Source organism: Actinacidiphila sp. bgisy144 (genome assembly GCF_057708105.1).
This window is the reverse complement of the sequence record NZ_JBYIRM010000019.1, coordinates 134,074-150,530: the sequence shown is the minus strand read 5'-3', so window position 1 is coordinate 150,530 and position 16,457 is coordinate 134,074. Positions and strand designations below refer to the sequence as shown.

Here is a 16,457-nt window from a genome sequence, read left to right as displayed (position 1 = left end):
CAACGTGGGGCGTTGCGGCGGGATTTCTTTCCGATGGATCGTCTTTTATTGTTGGTGCATTGGCGGGCGGCTCTGTCTGTCGATGGTCCGCTGAGACTGGTGGCATCATTGGATCTCCTATGCTCGGGCATGATGCGTCGGTAAAGGCTATTGATGTACTGAGTTGCGCGGGTGAGTCGGCGGTAATCCTGTCGGGCGATGAGATGGGAGTGGTTCGTAAGTGGAATGCCGACACGGGGGAATTTGTCGATAGTCTCCGCTCCGGAGATGGAGTGGAATTGCTTACCGTAGGGATTGGCGCAAGATCGTCGCCGCTCTTTGCGTGTGCGGATTTCGAATCCAATGTCCGCGTATGGGACGTTCGGAATGGTCGGCAGGTTGGTCGTACGATTTCTATAGGCGCTTATCCTACCGGTCTTGCTCTATTTGATTCCGGAGGGTCTCCGCACATTGCTGCGGCCAGCGACGATGCAGTGGTCGGCTGCTGGGAAATTGAGACAGGGGAACGGTTCGGCGAATTTCCGTCCGGATTCTCTCTCGCCGCTGGATCTAACGGCGCCGGTCGGACCGTACTAGTGGTCGGTACGATCGATGGATCGATTTGTTCTATTCCTGTATAGGTTGCCGTGGTGAAGGCGTTAGGATTTCTCGGGTAGATACTGAACTTGAACTCGTGATGTCGGTCGACGCGTGGTGACGGCGTCAGGTCCGAGACCGCCAGCTGTTACCGGCTCGAGTTCAAGACGATGGCTGTAGCCAGCGCCGCGCCGCGGCGAGATTCACCTCGACGTCATCGCTCCAGGGGCAGACCTCCAGCCATGAGAGGTAGCCGCCTTGCGCGAAGACCAGGACCTCGCCAGGGCACTCGCCGGTTTCGGTGAACAGCAGCACGTCTGCAGCCACGACGGTGCCGAGGCCGGTTGGCGCGGGCTCCACCGCGTCGACGTCAAGGTCGAAGTAGGCAGTGCCGCACCCGCACTCACAGCGGGATTGCACTCTGAGTTGGGGCACCTGCCGTCGGAGGGCGACGTGAACGAGCTCGTCCTGGTTCAGGACGAGGGCAAGCACGTCGGCTACGTCCTCGGGCAGGCTGTCGGTCATGCCGCCACCGTAACTGACCAGCAGCTTTGGGCTTTGACCAATTTCGGGTCGGTCGACCCCACGCTCACAGGTCCAGGGCCAGGTCGGTGCCGGCGAGGCAGCCGTCGATGGCCTCCGGTCGATACTGCAGCATCTTCAGTTTGCGCTTCACGGCGCGGGTGATCTGGCCGAGGTCGGCCGCGGCGAGGTTGCCGATGTCACGCTTGACCAGCGACCAGACGCCCTCGGTCGGGTTGAGGTCCGGGGCATAGGTGGGCAGCTGGAACACGGTGAGCCACTCGGCGTTCGCGTCAATGAACTCGCGCATGCCGGCCGTCAGGTGCAGGCGGACGTTGTCCCAGACCAGCACGATCGGTCCGCCGAGCTGGATACGAGCGCGGACGATCAGGTCGCGGAAGTCGCGCCAGCCAAAGCCCTTCGGCTCGTCCTTGCGGCCCCGGTACTCGCGGATCGCGTAGATCAGCCGGGACCGCTGGCCCGGCTTGTAGCAGGCCATCTCGGACATCGACACACGTCCCGAGCCCCGGCCCCTCACCCTCACGACCGGGGTCAGGCCGATTCCGCCCCAGGTCCTGGCACGCGGCGGAGTCATCGACTGCCCGGCCTCGTCCTCGAAGACGATCCAGGCGTTGCGCTCCGCCGCAGTGCTCTTACTCGCGGCCAGGTCTCCTTCTTCCACACCTCCCCCGCGTCGTCATCGCGCTCGATCGCCCGTCGAGTGGGCCGCTGCCAACTCCAACTGTGGCACTTCAGCAGCCGCCAGGTGCCCTCGACCGTGTAGGAGACGTGGAAGAGCCGGCCGATCAGCGTCTTAATACGTGCCAGGGTCCACCGCTGGTCCGCCCAGCCGTGAGCCAGTGGACCACGCTCCAACTCCTGCTCCAGCCTGGCGATCTGGGCTTCACTGAGTCGAGATCTTCCCGGCGACCCCTTCGACAGGACTCCCGCCTCGCCGCCCTCGCGCCAGGCCCTGCGCCACCGCTCGACCGACCGCAAGCTGATCCGCAAGGCAGCGGCAATCTCCGCGCTCTTCTGCCTGCCCTCGAAACGCTCCACGGCCTGGAGCCGTAACCGCTCCCGCGTGATCCTCTCGGCGTCGGTCAGCCCGCCGCCCTGCGCGTACCTCACACCCAACGGCTATCGGCGCCGACGGCCAGCTGTCAGGCGAACGGCGCCGACATCACCCAATCAAGTTCAGTAGTTTGTCGACTTGCGAACCCAGTCCCCCGTGCTTCCGAAGTCGCCCGAGGCGCACGGAAAGAAGAGCATGAGACCACTTGGGATCCTCAGCAGCGGATGATTCTTCATGGTGCAAGACGAGCATTGGATGGAGAAAATCTTGAACGACGAGGGTTCCACATGCGGGTCGCTCGAAGTTCAGGCTGTGTCGTTCGGAGGCCGCTGCCTACGAATACCACGCCCGCGACAACTGCCCCATCAACCTGCTCCTGGGCGCGTCGCCAACATTTTTTCCGGGGCTTTGGTGCCCTCCGCCTGGGGGACGACCGGACTGACACGGCAGTTGTAGTTCCGGTTATGGCTGGTCCTGGAGGGTGCGTCGGCGCTGGTGGCAGGCTTGCGCGACGGCTTGATGGTGGCGGCGCCAGGCCATCCAGTGCAGGACGTGTTCCACGTTCCGGACGGCTGGGGTGAGGACGAACGCCCGTAGGAGGCGGATGAGTTCGGGGCAGGTCAGGGGGAAAAGGCGGCCCGGTTCGGTGGGGCCGGTAATGGTCGTGGCAGCGGCTGTAAGGGCGAGGACGGCGGCGGCGATCAGGGAGAGCAATGACCAGCGCATCCAGGAGTTCCAGCAGGTCACCTGACCTTCGTCCAGGCCGGCGAAGGTCTTGCCGAGCTGGAATGTCTCCTCGATCCGCCATCTGCGGCAGATCACCTCCACGAGTTGGGCGAGGGTGACGTCCCCGGGCGCCCAGCAGCGGAAGAAGGAGACCTCGCCGGTGTAGCGGTGCCGGCGGGCGACCAGGACGCTCACGCCGTCGCTGTGTCCGTCGGGAGTGTCGTCCGCGCGGACCTCCACCCAGGCCCAGTCGTACTCGCGGGTGCCCTTGGTGCCGTGTCCGGTCCGCATCCGCATCCACTGGCCGGGCCGCACCTTGTTGATCGGCTGGCAGGCCCTCCACCGGCGACCGGCTCCATCGGTGACCGGATACGCGTGGGACACTCCGACCGCGTAGCCCAGCCCGAACTCCCGCAGACTCCCGGGCAGTCCGCCGCAGTACACCTCGTCGCCGGTGAACCAGCGTGCATTCACCCCCAGTTCAAGCGCGTTCTCGACCATGGCGGCGGTCTGCCGCGGCTTGGTCGCGAACATGATCTCCTCGGGGACTCGGCCGCCTCGCGATGTTCCTCGTCCGCGGCCCAGTCCTTCGGCAGGTACAGGGCCCGGTCGATCACCACCCGCACCGACGCGGTGACCACGGCCAGGTGCACGGCGACCTGGCACAACCCGACCCCTTTGATCGCGCCGGAGTACTGGCGGCCGGCCCCGACGCAGCCGGTCGAGGACTTCGCGTCCCCCGTCTCGTCCGCGACCAGCACCACCTCCTGGCCCGCGAGTTCACGCACGACCAGTCGGGCGATCGCTTCCCTGGCCAGGTCGTGGTCGAACGAAGCGCGCGACAGCAGGTGCTGCAGCCGATGCGGACCCGGATGCCCCAGCGCCTCGGCCAGCGTCCAGCAGTTGCGCGTGTCCCTCTCTGTCAGCAGCCCTGTGACCATCTCAGCTGCTGTCGTGCGTGTCTCACGCCGTGCGAAGCAGTCCGCGATCGCGTCCATCGCTGCCCGGAACAACCGGCCCCAGGCAGCCTGGGCTACCGTGGCCTCCACGGCCACCTGATCCTGATACGTCGTCACAAACGTTCATGATCACGGTGGCCGTACCCGTGCCCGCGACCGGCCCCGCAAGCCGCCGACCAGCGCAGACGTCGAAACTACAGCTGCCGTGACTGACCTCCTGCGCTGCCAGGTCCGCGAACGCACCCGGCGATGACAGGACCCGACTCTGGTGGTCTTGGGTACTCGTAGTCTCTAACTAGCCTCGCGCTTTCATGAAGCGGGTTGTCCGGCAGGCGGTCAGGTGGCTTCGTTCATGAGGGCGGACAGCGTTTGTCGATGACTTTGGGCGGCAATCGGTGATGGCTGCGCCTGAACTTGTCGACGAGTTTTGACGGCGCTGGAGGACTTCCCGGCTGCCGCTTGTGCCCGGACTGTGCCCGCGAGGTTCAGGCGACGGATGGACGCCTTGGATCGGTTGGGACGATCCCGTGCTCGTCGAAGAGCTGCTCAAGGGCCTCATGACCGTGCTCGCGGCGGTATGTCATCTCGGCTGCGGTGACCGGCAGGGCTAAGAGGATGCGGGCATGGCCGTCCGGCAGCGGGCAGTGCTCCAGGTCAGGGCCATGGAGGTAGGGGAGGCTGATCAGCAGGTGGTCGCAGTGGGACCCGGGCAGCCACGGCTCCCCGATGGGCAGGCTGTGCTCGACATTGAGGTGGTGATCGGCGTGGTAATTGGCGGTCATGGCCAGGAGCTCAGGAAAGCGTTCGTCGCGGACGGGAGCGGTGAGGACGAATTCGAGGCCGTGGCCGTCCGTCTCGACCGTGGAACAGCAGCCGGCGGTGATGTAGGCCCAGCTGTCGGCGCGCGGTCCTGGGCTGACGGTGACGATCCGCAGGTCGGGAACCGCTTCCCTTCGCCCAGGTCCCAGGTCATAGTCGCTAACCGTGATCATGTGGCCGGTGAAGAAGTCGCGAACGTGGGCCTCGACGCCTGCTATCGCCCGCTGGTTGCGCCCGCTCTCGAACATGATGGAGAGGATCTCACGGCTGGCCCAGGTGTCCTGGCTCTGAGTCCGCCCCGCCGCAGGCGGGGCGGACTCAGATGGTTCAGCTGACCCTGACCGGTTCCTCAGCTCGGGCTTGGGTGCTGGCGAGGCGGTAGGAGTCGGTGCCGGTCTCGATGATGGTGCCGTTGAAGGTGAGGCGGTCGACGATGGCCGCGCAGAGTCGGGGGTCCGTAAACGTCTCGGTCCAGCCATCTGGGGCTGGCACTTGTTCCCTCACAAGAGTTGCGGCTGCCACCTGGCCGTATCCCGCTCCTGAGGTCCTCGTTGCTTCTCGCGGTAGCGCCCTGGTTTTCAAGGTGCTGCCTTGACCGTTCAGGTGCGAGGAAGGTGTGCCGGTGGCCGAGGCGAGACTGCAGGTCATCGCGGGCGGGGCCGTCCCGCAGGAACCGCTTGCGACGGACCCGTGGCAGTTCCAGACCACATGCGTCGACGCGTTCGTCGCCTCCTGGCGGGCCCGCGGGTTCAGCCCGGTGACCATCAACAATGACATCGGCCTGCTGGAGCGAACCCTCGCAGCTCTGGGCCGACCCGCGTGGGATGTGACGCCGGAGGACATCGACCGGGTGGTCGGCGACCTGGCGGTCAAGGGCCGGTCGACGTCGACCCGGCGCGAGTATGTGCAGATCTTCAAGGGGTTCCACCGGTTCCTGCAGGCCCGCAAGGCGGCCGAGATCGAGGCAGCGTTCGGTGTCCGGCTGGTTTGCCCGGTCGACGAGTTCAACGCCTCCCGGCATGTCGGCGACGACTCCCCGGCCCTGGTGCCGCCGCCGACACCGGAACGGGTAGCGGAGTCGAGGTCGTCCGTGAAGGCGCATACCGGATGCTCGCTGCCGCGCTGGAAGCGGAAGCCAACCATTACATAGCCGAGTTGGCTGCCGAATCCGATGAGCGCGGGCGGAGCATGGTGGTCCGCAACGGACGTCATAGGTCCCGGACCGTGGTCACCGCGGCCGGCCCGGTCGAGGTCATCCCGCCCCAGGTGAATGACCGTCGCGTGGACGAGGCCACCGGCGAGCGCCAGCGATTCTCCTCCAGGATCCTGGCCCTGTGGCGCTGCAGGTCGCCGACGTTCTCCGGGGTACTCCCGCTGCTCTACCTGAACGGACTGTCGTCCGGGGACTTCGTGCCCGCGCTGGAGCAGTTCATGGGCGGCACCGCTGGCCCGTCGCCCGCCGCGGTGACTCGGCTGACCAGGCGTGGGACTGGCGCGGGTGGGTCTTGCTGCGTGAGTGGGCGGGTAATTCGGTGGCGGGGTGGTGGGGGAGGGGCTACGGTGCGGGGGTTGGTAGAGAGCGGCGCCTGTCGGGGTGGCCGCGTCGGTCGTGTGTGTGATCAGGGAGGTGTGACCCGATGGCTGTTTCTGTGGCGGGTGTTGCCCGTATTCGGCTGATCGTGCAGTTCGCCTCTGTGGTCTCCGGCTGACTTCTCCCTGCTTGTGCGGCGCGCCTGTTGGGGGCGCGTGGGCCGGGGCCCTGTTCGAAGGGTTTCCGTTGTCTTTTTCTTTTCGTGATGCTTCCTCGCATGCCCTCGTGCCCTATGGGTGGGACGACGTGTGGGAGGCGGAGTTCGTGCCGTACGCCGAGCGCGGGTTGGTGCCCGGGCGGGTGGTGCGGGTGGACCGCGGGCTGTGTGACGTCTTCACGCCCGACGGGGTGGTGCGGGCCGACACCGAGTTCGTGGTGCCCAGGGACCCGATGCGCGTGGTGTGCACGGGGGACTGGGGCGCCGTGGACCCCGCGGGCCACGACCCGCGCTTCGTACGGGAGTTGCTGCCGCGGCGCTCCCGCTTCGTACGGTCGACGTCGTCCAAGCGGTCGGAGGGCCAGGTACTGGCCGCGAACGTGGACCATGTGGCGGTGTGCGTCTCGCTCGCCCTGGAGCTGGACCTGGGCCGGCTGGAGCGGTTCGTCTCGCTGGCCTGGGAGAGCGGGGCGCAGCCGCTCGTGGTGCTCACCAAGGCCGACCTGGTGCCCGACACCACCCACCTGCTCGCGGACGCCGAGGCCGCGGCCCCGGGGGTACGGGTGGTGGTGGCCAGCGCCGAGAGCGGCGAAGGGCTCGACGAGCTGCGCGAGGTGCTGTTCGCGGCCAGTACGGTGCTGCTCGGCCAGTCCGGCGCCGGCAAGTCGACGCTGACCAACGCGCTGGCCGGGGCGTCCGTCCAGGAGGTGCAGGCCACCAGGGACGCCGACGGCAAGGGCCGCCACACCACGACCACCCGGGACATGGTGCCGCTGCCGGGCGGCGGGGTGCTCATCGACACCCCGGGGCTGCGCGGTGTCGGCCTGTGGGACGCCGGGACCGGGCTCGGCCAGGTCTTCGCCGAGATCGAGCAGCTGGCCGAGGGGTGCCGCTTCCCGGACTGCTCGCACCGCACCGAGCCGGGCTGCGCGGTGCTCGCCGCGCTCGAGGACGGCACCCTGCCCGAGCGCCGCCTCGACAGCTACCGCAAGCTGCTGCGGGAGAACGCCTGGATCGCCTCCCGCACCGACCAGCGGCTGCGCGCCGAACTGCGCCGCGAGTGGAAGCAGCGGTCGGTCGCCGGCCGGGAGATGTACGTGCGCAAGCGGGGCGGAGGCGGCGGCCACCGCCACGGCGAGGTCCACTGACCTCCGCACCGCCCGCGCCGTCACCTCATCCGGCGCCGCCGCCCTTCCCGTGGCGGCGCCGGACACCCAGCGGACTGCCCTCGCTCCAGAAGGACCCGATGACCAGGGCGATGGCGAGCCCCACGATCACGATGCCCGAAATCACGCTGTAGGCCATGCCACGGCCTCCTCACATCCGCGCGGCCTTCACCGCATCGTCACGTTCGCTACCCGATCGTGATGTTCCCGTTGTGAGGAGGTCTCAACCCCGTTCCCAACAAGCCGTCCGAACGGCCCCGTTGGCTCGCTCGTGGGAATACGACAGTCCGTCAGTAGGACAAAAGGCGTACGGCGGCAGGCCCATCAGGCCGACGCCCGCACCACCAACTGCGTCCGCGTCACGATCGACGACAGCGCCAGGCCGCCCGCCTGCGCCGACCCGCCGGCGGAACCCCCCGACACCGGCCCCGCTCCCGGCCCCGCCCCCGCCTCGATCCGCCGCAGCAGCAACCGCGCCATCATCCGGCCCATCTCCTCGATGTCCTGCCGGATCGTGGTCAGCGGCGGGTCGGTCCAGTCCGCGACCGACACGATGTCGTCGAAGCCGACCACCGCCACGTCCTCCGGCACCCGCACCCCCCGGTTCCGCAGCATCCGCAGCGCGCCCGAGGCCATCACGTCGGACGCCGCGAACACCCCGTCCAGGTCCGGGAAGTCGTCCAGCAGCCGCGCCATCGCCCGGGCGCCGCCGTCCGGTGTGAAGTCGCCCTCCACGATCAGCCGCGGGTCCACACCGGGCAGCGCGTCGCGGAAGCCGTCCAGCCGGTCCACCGAGGAGGTCTGGTCCAGCGGCCCGGCGATGTGGCCGATCCGCCGGCGGCCCAGGTCCAGCAGATGGTGCACCGCCTCGCGCGCGCCGCCGCGGTTGTCGCAGTCGACGTAGAGCGTGTCGCTGTCGGACCAGTCCGGGCGGCCGCCGATCACGGTCGGCACCCCGGCCCGGCGGGCCAGCGCGGGCAGCGTGTCGTCGTCGTGCAGCGAGAAGATCAGCGCGCCGTCGACGTGGCCGCCGCCCAGATAGCGGCCCACCCGCTCGTGGTCGGCGGCGCCCTCGGTGAGGAGCAGCACCAACTGGTTGTCGTGCGCGGTGAGTTCCTTGCTGATGCCGCGCACCTGCTGGGCGAAGAACGGGTCGGCGAAGAAACGGGTCTCCGGCTCGGCCACGACCACCGCGATCGCGTCGTTGCGCCGGGTGACCAGCGCGCGGGCGGCCTGGTTGGGGACGTAGCCCAGCTCCTCGACGGCTCGGCGCACCCGCTCGGCCAGCGGCGCGCGCACCCCCTCGCTGCCGTTGACCACGCGGGAAGCGGTTGCCCTGGACACCCCGGCCCGTGCGGCCACGGCCTCCAGGGTGGGGCGGTGCGCGAAGCTCGGGTCGGACAACGGAGGGCTCCTTCGCGCACGGATAACGAAAACTTAGGGACCGGTTCGGTACCGACAGCGTATCGGGTCGCCGGCGCCGTATGAGAGCGCTCTCTTCGTCCGTACCCAGGTCGGCCCCGGGCCGGGGGCACCGGATTCCGGGCGAACCCCGGGCGGACCCCGGGCGGGGGCCCTTCGACGGAGCCCGTTCGACGGAGCCCCTTACGGTCGCGCGGCGGATGCCCCGGCGCGCGTACGGCGGGAGGATGGCCGTATGACGACCAGGACCGCACGGACCGAACTGAACGAGGCCGAGCTGGAGTACCTGCGGGGGCAGTTCCTCGCCCGGCTGGCCACGGTGGACGCGCAGGGGCGCCCGCAGACGAACCCGGTGGGCTTCTTCCTGCGGGCGGACGGCGCCGTGGACATCGGCGGGTTCGCGATGGGCACCACCCGCAAGTGGCGCAATGTCGCGGTCAACCCGAATGTGTCGCTCGTCGTGGACGACATGTCCCGGCCGGGCGACCCGCGCACCGCCCGCGGGGTCGAGATCCGCGGCACCGCCGAGCAGGTCGAGGGCCCGCACGGGTACGGCGAGCACATGAGCCCCGAGCTGATCCGCATCCACCCGCGCAAGATCATCAGCTGGGGCGTCGAGGGCCCCGCGGTCTGAGCCGTACGGCAGGGGGCGCGGGGGCGGGGACCGCGGGTCAGGGCTCGGAGAGCCGGCGACGGGAGCCCGGGGGAGCCGAGGGCGCGCTACCCCGCGACCACCGCGCCCACCCACGCACCCGTCACGATCAGGCACGCCATCAGCTCGACCAGCACCGACCCGCCGACCGTGCGCATCACCCGGCGGGTCGCGCTCCACGCGGCGCGGTGGCCGCCGATCCGGACCCGCTCGTGGACGTAGACGGCCCCGGTGAAGCCCAGCGGCGCGCCCAGCACGGGGACCAGGAAGAACCCCGCGGTGGCCACCCCGCTCGCGATCATCACCGTGCGCCAGGTGACGCCCGAGTCGCGGATACGGCGGGACGGCATCAGCCACAGCACCACTTGCGCCACCGCCAGCAGCCCGGTCGCACCGGCGAGAACGCCCCAGGTCAGCGTGGTGTGCTCCGAGGTGGCCCACCACAGCACCGCGGCCCAGCACAGCAGCGTCCCGGGCACGCCGGGGGCCGACACGCCCACGACGCCGAGCAGCATCACCGCGCCGATCAGGCACACCTGTGCGGTCCCCATGAGAGCCAGCCTGCCCGAATCCGGGCGCGTCCGCCGCATGGCGACGCGCCGGAGGCGGTGGTGTTACCGGATCGCGTCCCCCGGGCGGATGCGTCACCGGCCGGGCAGGTGGCGCGCCCCGGCCTCGTACGGACAGGGGAGCGGCGTCGTACGGAGCGGGCGCGGCCTCGTACGGAGCGGGAGCCGACCGGCGGCCGGAGAACCGTTACGCCCGGCCGACGGCCGCGGGGGCGCGGCTACGCGGGGTCGCGGGCGATCCAGCCGCGCTCGTACGCGTGCCAGCCGAGCTGGAGGCGGGTGCGCACCCCGGCGATCTCCATCAGCCGCTTCACCCGCCGCTGGACCGTACGCAGCCCGAGTTCGAGCTGCTTGGCGGTGGAGGCGTCGGTCAGGCCGGCCAGCAGCAGCGACAGGATGCGCAGGTCGGTGCGGTCGGGCTGCTCCCCGCCGTCCTCGGTGACCTGGCCGCCGGGCTCCAGGCGCAGCGGCATGGCCTGCCGCCAGACCCCCTCGAACAGCTCGGTGAGCGCCTCCAGCAGGCCGCTGGCGTGCACCACCAGCGCGGCCGGCTCCGAGCGGTGGCCCAGCGGCACCATTGCCAGCGTCCGGTCGGCCAGCATGAGCTTGGTCGGCACCCGCGGCGCCACCCGCACCTGCTCGTCGCGGTCCAGGGCCGCGGCCAGCTCGGCGAGCCCGTGCTGCCCGGTGACCGCGTCCCGCTCCAGGACGACCCGGTACGCCACCCCGCGGCGCGCGGCGTCGGCCTCCGCGTCGTTGTCGGCGCCGTCGACCGCGACGGGCCGGCCGGTGACCAGTGCGCACACCTCCGACTCGGCGCCGAGCTGGAGTTGGCGGAAGCGCCGCGCCACCGCCTCCTTGCCGGTGACCACTTCGACCAGGTCGTGCACGGCCGGTTCGGCCGCCTCGGCGCGGAACTCGGCGGCGAGCACGGCCGCCGCCGACTCCGCCTGCTCCAGGGCATGCCGGCGGCTGGCCAGCAGCGCGGACAGCGCGACCGCGGGCGGCGCGACCACCCAGCGGCCGGGCCGGGCGGAGGACCGGGCGACCAGGCCGTGCCCCTCCAGCCGGCGCAGCAGCCGCGCCGCCTCCTGCTCCGTGACGGACAACCGGTCGGCCAGCTGGCCGAGTTCGGCGGCGCCGAGCGCGACCAGGGCGCGGTAGGCCGACTCCTGTGCCTCGTCGAGGCCGATGGCACCGAGCAACGAAGGCCCCCTCGGGATGGGCGGCTTCGCGCTACCGGTACGCGACACCGGCGTTGACGACGGCATGGCGGGAACGAGCCGCGGCGGTTTCCCGCCGCCCCTATTTTCGCCTCCACCGGGCGCCTTCTGCCACTGTGATCCACATCGCAGCGGATGTCATACCCGGGGGGCATGTGCGAGCGGTGGTGCGCCGGGACGGCCCTGACGGAGGGGGCCGGGCCGACCCGGCGTTTCGCGTTTCCCGGTCCGCCCGGCGGTGGACAATAGGTGCATGAGCCAGCAGGGCGACGCACGCGGCAGCCAAGAGGACGACTGGTGGCGGCAGTTGTACGACGAGGGGGCCGCCGCCGGGGCATCGGGCGCCGGGAACGACTCCCTCGACGCGCACTTCGACTCGGCGCTGAACGCGATGACGCCACCTCCGCCGCCCCCGACCGAGACGCTGCGGCTGCGGCGCCCGACGCCGCCGCCCCCGCCGTCGTCCTGGCCGCGGCCGAACCGTCCGGTGGTCCCGCCGCCGATGCCGCCGGCGCCGCGCCAGGAGGAGCCCGCGGTGCCGCCGGCCCCGCCGTGGGACCCGTGGGCGGCCGCGCCGACTTTCGCGGAGCCCACGCAGGCGCCCCCGCAGGCGCCGCAGCCGGCGCCCGAGCCGGAGCCGACACCCGACCCCGAGTCGGCTCCGGAAGAGGTGGAGGAACGGGCGTCGGCCGCACCGGAGTTGCCGCCGCGGCCGGGTTTCGCGCCGGACCCGCGCGCGGCTGCGGCGTACGCACCCGAGCCCGCCTACGAGGCCGAGCCCGCGCCGGGGCCCGCACCCGGGCCCGTACCCGAACCGGCGGCTGAGCCCGCCCCCGAACCGCCGCACGCACCCGACCCCCGGGCCTCCGACGCGTACGCCCCGCCGCCCGCCACGCCGTGGGACGCCTGGGTCACCCCGCGCCGCGCGGCGCCGCCGCCTCCCACTCCGTCCGCGCCCACCGCGCCGCCCCCGGCCGAGGACTGGTCGTCCCAGCAGCCCCCGGCGCCCGATCCGACCCCCGAACCGACCCCCGAAGCGGCCCCGGAACTGGAGCCGCCCGCCGCGCCGCCGCCGTACGTGGACCCGGTCGACGACCCGGCCGCAGGCACGTCAACTCCGGGGCAGGACCAGCCCGTTGACGCCCGCCCGGCCGAGCCGCCCGCGTCGCCGTCGCCGTCGCCGTACGCGGATCTCGTGCCGGACCCGGCGGCGCACCGCCCCGAGCAGCAGGAGTCGGAGCAGCCGGAGGCGCAGGCGCAGCCGGAGGAGGCGTCAACGCACGTACCTGACGCGCCGGTTGACGCGCCTCCTGCCCCGGTTGACGCCCGCCCGGCCGAGGCGCCCGCTTTGCCGTCGCCGTACGCGGATCTCGTGCCGGACCCGGCGGCGCACCGCCCCGAGCCGCAGGAGCCGGAGCTGCCCGAGGGGCGGGCGCAGCCGGAGGAGGCGTCAACGCACGTACCCGAAAAGCCCGAACCCGCCCCGGAGCCCGCGCCCGAACCCGCTCCCGTCGCGCCGCCGACGCCCGCACCGGAAGCGCCCGTTGCCGGCGCCGCAGGCGACACCGCGTTCGGGGAGGGCGAGGTCCGGTGGGCGCCGGAGCTGCCGCCGGGGTGGGTGCCCGCGGCCGCGCCCGTGCAGGTGGTGGACGCGGCCACCGAGGTGGGCGTGGTCGGTGGCGGCCCGCCGACGTACGGCGCCGAGCCGACCGCGTGGCCCGAGGCGGACCCGGACGGGCTGGACGCGCTGGTGCCCGACACCGTGCTGGACGGCGCGGCGTACGGCGTGCTGACGCTGCGGAGCGCCGCGGTGCGCGGCGACTCCGCCCGCTACCGGGGCGAGCCGCGCCGCGACGCGCTGCTGACCGCGCGGTTCGGCACGGGCGAGGGGGCGCTGCTGCTGGTGGCGATGGCGAGCGGCGCGCGCGGCGCCGATGACGCGCACCGGGCCGCGCAGGACGCGGTGCGGTGGATCGCGGGCGCGGTCGGCCGCAGCCGGGCCCGGCTGGCCGATGACATCCGCGCCGCGCGCCGCGGCTCGCTGAAGTCCGGCCTGCACCGGCTGACTGACCGCTGCTACGGCCGGCTGCGCGCCCGCGGCGAGGACCTGGGCCTGGACGAGGGCGCCTACACCGCGTCGGTGCGCTGCCTGCTGCTGCCGGTCGACCCCGAGTGCCGTATCCGGCTGTTCTTCGGGGTGGGCGAGGGCGGCCTGTTCCGTATCCGCGAGGGTGCTTGGCAGGACCTGGACCGTGCGCCGGACGAGGCGTCGGCGCCGTTCCGGTTCCGGGCCGCTGTCGCCCAGCCGGGTGACGCGCTGGTGATGTGCAGCGCCGGGCTGGCCGAGCCGCTGCGCGGCGAACCCGGGCTCGCCGACCACCTCGCCGGACGCTGGGGCCAGGGCCGCCCGCCGGGCCTGGCGGCCTATCTCGCCGACGCCCAGACCCGGGTCAAGGGCTATGCCGACGACCGTACGGTGGTGACCGTCTGGGATGCGTGATCGCCCCATCCGTGGGGTGATGGGGGCATGGCGAAGCAGACGGTGGCCGAGCAGTTCGTCGACATCCTCGCGCGGGCGGGGGTGCGGCGGCTGTACGGGGTGGTCGGTGACAGCCTCAACCCCGTGGTGGACGCGGTGCGCCGCAACCGCGCCGTGGAGTGGGTGCATGTGCGGCACGAGGAGACCGCGGCCTTCGCGGCGGGCGCGGAGGCCCAGCTCACCGGGCGGCTGGCGGCCTGCGCGGGCTCCTGCGGCCCGGGCAACCTGCACCTGATCAACGGCCTGTACGACGCGCACCGCTCGATGGCGCCGGTGCTGGCGCTCGCCTCGCACATCCCGAGCAGCGAGATCGGCACGACCTACTTCCAGGAGACGCACCCCGACCGGATCTTCCAGGAGTGCAGCCACTACAGCGAGCTGGTCTCCAACGCCGCCCAGATGCCGCGGGTGCTCCAGACCGCGATCCAGCACGCGGTGGGCCAGGGCGGGGTGTCGGTGATCAGCCTGCCCGGCGACATCGCGGCCCACCAGGCGCCGCAGCGCACCGAGGAGCACGCGCTGGTCACCCGGCGCCCCGCGATCCGCCCGGGGGACGCCGAGATCGACGCGCTGGCCCGGCTGGTGGACGGCGCCCGGCGGGTCACCCTCTTCTGCGGCAGCGGCACCGCGGGCGCCCACGACGAGGTGATGGCGCTCGCGCAGAAGATCAAGTCCCCGGTGGGGCACGCGCTGCGCGGCAAGGAATGGATCCAGTACGACAACCCCTTCGACGTCGGCATGAGCGGGCTGCTCGGCTACGGCGCCGCGTACGACGCCATGCACGAGTGCGACCTGCTGATCCTGCTGGGCACCGACTTCCCGTACAACGCCTTCCTGCCCGACGACGTGACCCTCGTGCAGGTCGATGTGCGGCCCGAACACCTGGGGCGGCGCTCGAAGCTGGACCTGGCGGTGTGGGGCGACGCGGGGGAGACGCTGCGCTGCCTGCTGCCGAAGGTGCGGGAGAAGACCGACCGGGCCTTCCTGGACAGGATGTTGAAGAAGCACAGCGACGCGCTGGAGGGCGCCGTCAAGGCGTACACCCGCAAGGTGGACCGGCACGTGCCGATCCACCCGGAGTACGTCGCCTCGGTGCTGGACGAAGTGGCCGCCGACGACGCGGTGTTCACCGTGGACACCGGGATGTGCAACGTGTGGGCGGCGCGCTATCTGACGCCCAACGGCAGGCGGCGGGTGATCGGTTCGTTCTCCCACGGGTCGATGGCCAACGCGCTGCCGCAGGCGATCGGCGCGCAGTTCCTGGACCGCGGGCGGCAGGTCGTCTCGATGTCGGGCGACGGCGGGTTCAGCATGCTGATGGGCGACTTCCTCACCCTGGTGCAGCACGACCTGCCGGTGAAGGTGGTGCTCTTCGACAACTCCTCGCTCGGCATGGTGGAGCTGGAGATGATGGTCGAGGGCCTGCCCGCGTACGGCACCGCCAACCGCAACCCGGACTTCGCCGCGATCGCCCAGGCCGCGGGCGCCTTCGGGGTGCGGGTGGAGCGGCCGAAGGACCTGCGCGGCGCCCTGAAGGACGCGTTCCGGCACAAGGGTCCGGCGCTGGTCGACGTGGTGACCGACCCGCACGCGCTGTCCATCCCGCCGAAGATCACCGGTGAGCAGATCGGCGGGTTCGCGCTGTCGATGGGCCGGACCGTGCTGGACGGCGGCGTCGGCAAGATGGTCCAGCTCGCCCGGGCGAACCTGCGCAACGTGCCGCGCCCGTAGGCGGGTTCGTGCCCGCTGATCGGGTGGTTCGGTCCCTCGGACGGGGCCGAACGGCCCGCCGGGAGGCATCGGATGAGTGGACGCATCCCTGGGGGGAATGCCTATCGACAGGGGAACGAAGACCGGGCCGAACGGGGGAAGCAGGACGAACATCACGGGGTACCGGTTGCGGCGCGCGGTACGGCGGGCTGATCTGCCCGCGGTCGCCGAGACCCGCAGGGTCCTTCGGGACAACCTGCGGAAGTGGGGCGCCGCCGCTCTGGTGGACACGACGGAACTACTGGCCAGCGAACTCCTCACCAACGCACTCCAGCACACCTGCGGGGGCGCCGTGCTGACCGCGACGCTCACGCCGCAGGAGACCCCGGCCGGCGCTCCCGGGCAGCGGCTGCGGATCGAGGTCCGCGACACCGTGGCCCGCCTGCCGCGCCCGCGGCACTGGGACGCCGAACGGCCCGACGACCAGGGCACTTCGGGGCGCGGCCTGCTGCTGGTCGAGGCGCTCGCCGACGACTGGGGAGTGCGGCCGTGCGCGGCGGGCGGGAAGGAGGTCTGGTTCGAACTGCGGTCAGAGGCGGCGTAGTTGCTGCCGCCACCGGCGCAGGGCGGCCACGGATCGCACGGATCGTACGGCGCGCCGCACACCGGGGGCGCGTACACGAACGGCGTGGCCGCGGGCGGACCGCTGTCCGCCCGGCAGCCACGCCGCCGCATGTCGCGCCCTGCACCC

12 protein-coding genes and 3 pseudogenes are annotated in these 16,457 nt (G+C 71.5%); 6 read left to right on the top strand and 9 right to left on the bottom strand.

Annotated elements, in window-relative coordinates; genetic code table 11:
- Positions 1-738 precede the first annotated feature (738 nt).
- The 5 genes and pseudogenes from AC3EVP_RS22475 to AC3EVP_RS22455 all read right to left on the bottom strand — a co-directional run.
- Positions 739-1,101, bottom strand: coding sequence for a hypothetical protein (locus tag AC3EVP_RS22475; protein WP_435132258.1), 363 nt, complete (start codon positions 1,099-1,101; stop codon positions 739-741).
- A 64-nt stretch (positions 1,102-1,165) separates the two neighbouring features.
- A protein-coding gene (locus tag AC3EVP_RS22470) for an IS630 family transposase (RefSeq protein WP_435132255.1) occupies positions 1,166-2,229 on the bottom strand; the annotation gives its coding sequence in 2 pieces (ribosomal slippage) (positions 1,166-1,773 and positions 1,773-2,229; 1,065 coding nt in all).
- 406 nt (positions 2,230-2,635) lie between these two features.
- Positions 2,636-3,975, bottom strand: a pseudogene (locus AC3EVP_RS22465) (IS701 family transposase).
- A gap of 368 nt (positions 3,976-4,343) precedes the next feature.
- Positions 4,344-4,925, bottom strand: coding sequence for a suppressor of fused domain protein (locus tag AC3EVP_RS22460; RefSeq protein ID WP_435132252.1), 582 nt, complete (start codon positions 4,923-4,925; stop codon positions 4,344-4,346).
- A 79-nt stretch (positions 4,926-5,004) separates the two neighbouring features.
- Positions 5,005-5,154 (bottom strand): annotated as a pseudogene (locus AC3EVP_RS22455) (ATP-binding protein); the annotation flags it as partial.
- 510 nt (positions 5,155-5,664) lie between these two features.
- Here AC3EVP_RS22455 and AC3EVP_RS22450 point away from each other — a divergent pair.
- A pseudogene (locus AC3EVP_RS22450) lies at positions 5,665-6,156 on the top strand (transposase); the annotation flags it as partial.
- 337 nt (positions 6,157-6,493) lie between these two features.
- Positions 6,494-7,573: a ribosome small subunit-dependent GTPase A gene (gene rsgA / locus AC3EVP_RS22445; RefSeq protein ID WP_435132250.1), complete on the top strand. Its 1,080-nt coding sequence runs from the start codon at positions 6,494-6,496 to the stop codon at positions 7,571-7,573.
- A gap of 25 nt (positions 7,574-7,598) precedes the next feature.
- Here the strand turns inward: rsgA and AC3EVP_RS22440 are convergent, their stop codons facing one another.
- Both AC3EVP_RS22440 and AC3EVP_RS22435 read right to left on the bottom strand, forming a co-directional pair.
- Positions 7,599-7,730, bottom strand: coding sequence for a hypothetical protein (locus AC3EVP_RS22440; RefSeq protein ID WP_435132247.1), 132 nt, complete (start codon positions 7,728-7,730; stop codon positions 7,599-7,601).
- Positions 7,731-7,915: 185 nt separating this feature from the next.
- Entirely contained in the window at positions 7,916-8,995 is a 1,080-nt protein-coding gene (locus AC3EVP_RS22435; protein ID WP_435132244.1) for a LacI family DNA-binding transcriptional regulator, read from the bottom strand.
- Positions 8,996-9,248: 253 nt separating this feature from the next.
- On the opposite strand from AC3EVP_RS22435, the gene AC3EVP_RS22430 reads away from it, so the two are divergent.
- A complete protein-coding gene (locus AC3EVP_RS22430) occupies positions 9,249-9,647 on the top strand; it encodes a PPOX class F420-dependent oxidoreductase (protein ID WP_335979757.1) in 399 nt (132 codons plus the stop codon).
- Between the two features lie 86 nt (positions 9,648-9,733).
- On the opposite strand, the gene AC3EVP_RS22425 is transcribed toward AC3EVP_RS22430, so the two are convergent.
- Together AC3EVP_RS22425 and AC3EVP_RS22420 are read right to left on the bottom strand one after the other, a co-directional pair.
- Entirely contained in the window at positions 9,734-10,216 is a 483-nt protein-coding gene (locus AC3EVP_RS22425) for a DUF456 domain-containing protein (protein WP_435132241.1), read from the bottom strand.
- 236 nt (positions 10,217-10,452) lie between these two features.
- Positions 10,453-11,439 carry a helix-turn-helix domain-containing protein gene (locus tag AC3EVP_RS22420; RefSeq protein ID WP_335979754.1) on the bottom strand — a complete coding sequence of 329 codons (987 nt, stop codon included), beginning with the start codon at positions 11,437-11,439 and terminating at the stop codon, positions 10,453-10,455.
- A gap of 271 nt (positions 11,440-11,710) precedes the next feature.
- On the opposite strand from AC3EVP_RS22420, the gene AC3EVP_RS22415 reads away from it, so the two are divergent.
- The 3 genes from AC3EVP_RS22415 to AC3EVP_RS22405 all read left to right on the top strand — a co-directional run bounded on the left by AC3EVP_RS22415 (position 11,711) and on the right by AC3EVP_RS22405 (position 16,310).
- Positions 11,711-13,957, top strand: a complete 2,247-nt coding sequence (locus AC3EVP_RS22415) for a protein phosphatase 2C domain-containing protein (RefSeq protein ID WP_435132239.1) — start codon at positions 11,711-11,713, stop codon at positions 13,955-13,957.
- Positions 13,958-13,984: 27 nt separating this feature from the next.
- Entirely contained in the window at positions 13,985-15,727 is a 1,743-nt protein-coding gene (locus AC3EVP_RS22410; RefSeq protein WP_335979749.1) for a pyruvate dehydrogenase, read from the top strand.
- Between the two features lie 97 nt (positions 15,728-15,824).
- A complete protein-coding gene (locus AC3EVP_RS22405; RefSeq protein ID WP_335979747.1) occupies positions 15,825-16,310 on the top strand; it encodes an ATP-binding protein in 486 nt (161 codons plus the stop codon).
- The last annotated feature ends 147 nt before the right edge of the window (positions 16,311-16,457 follow it).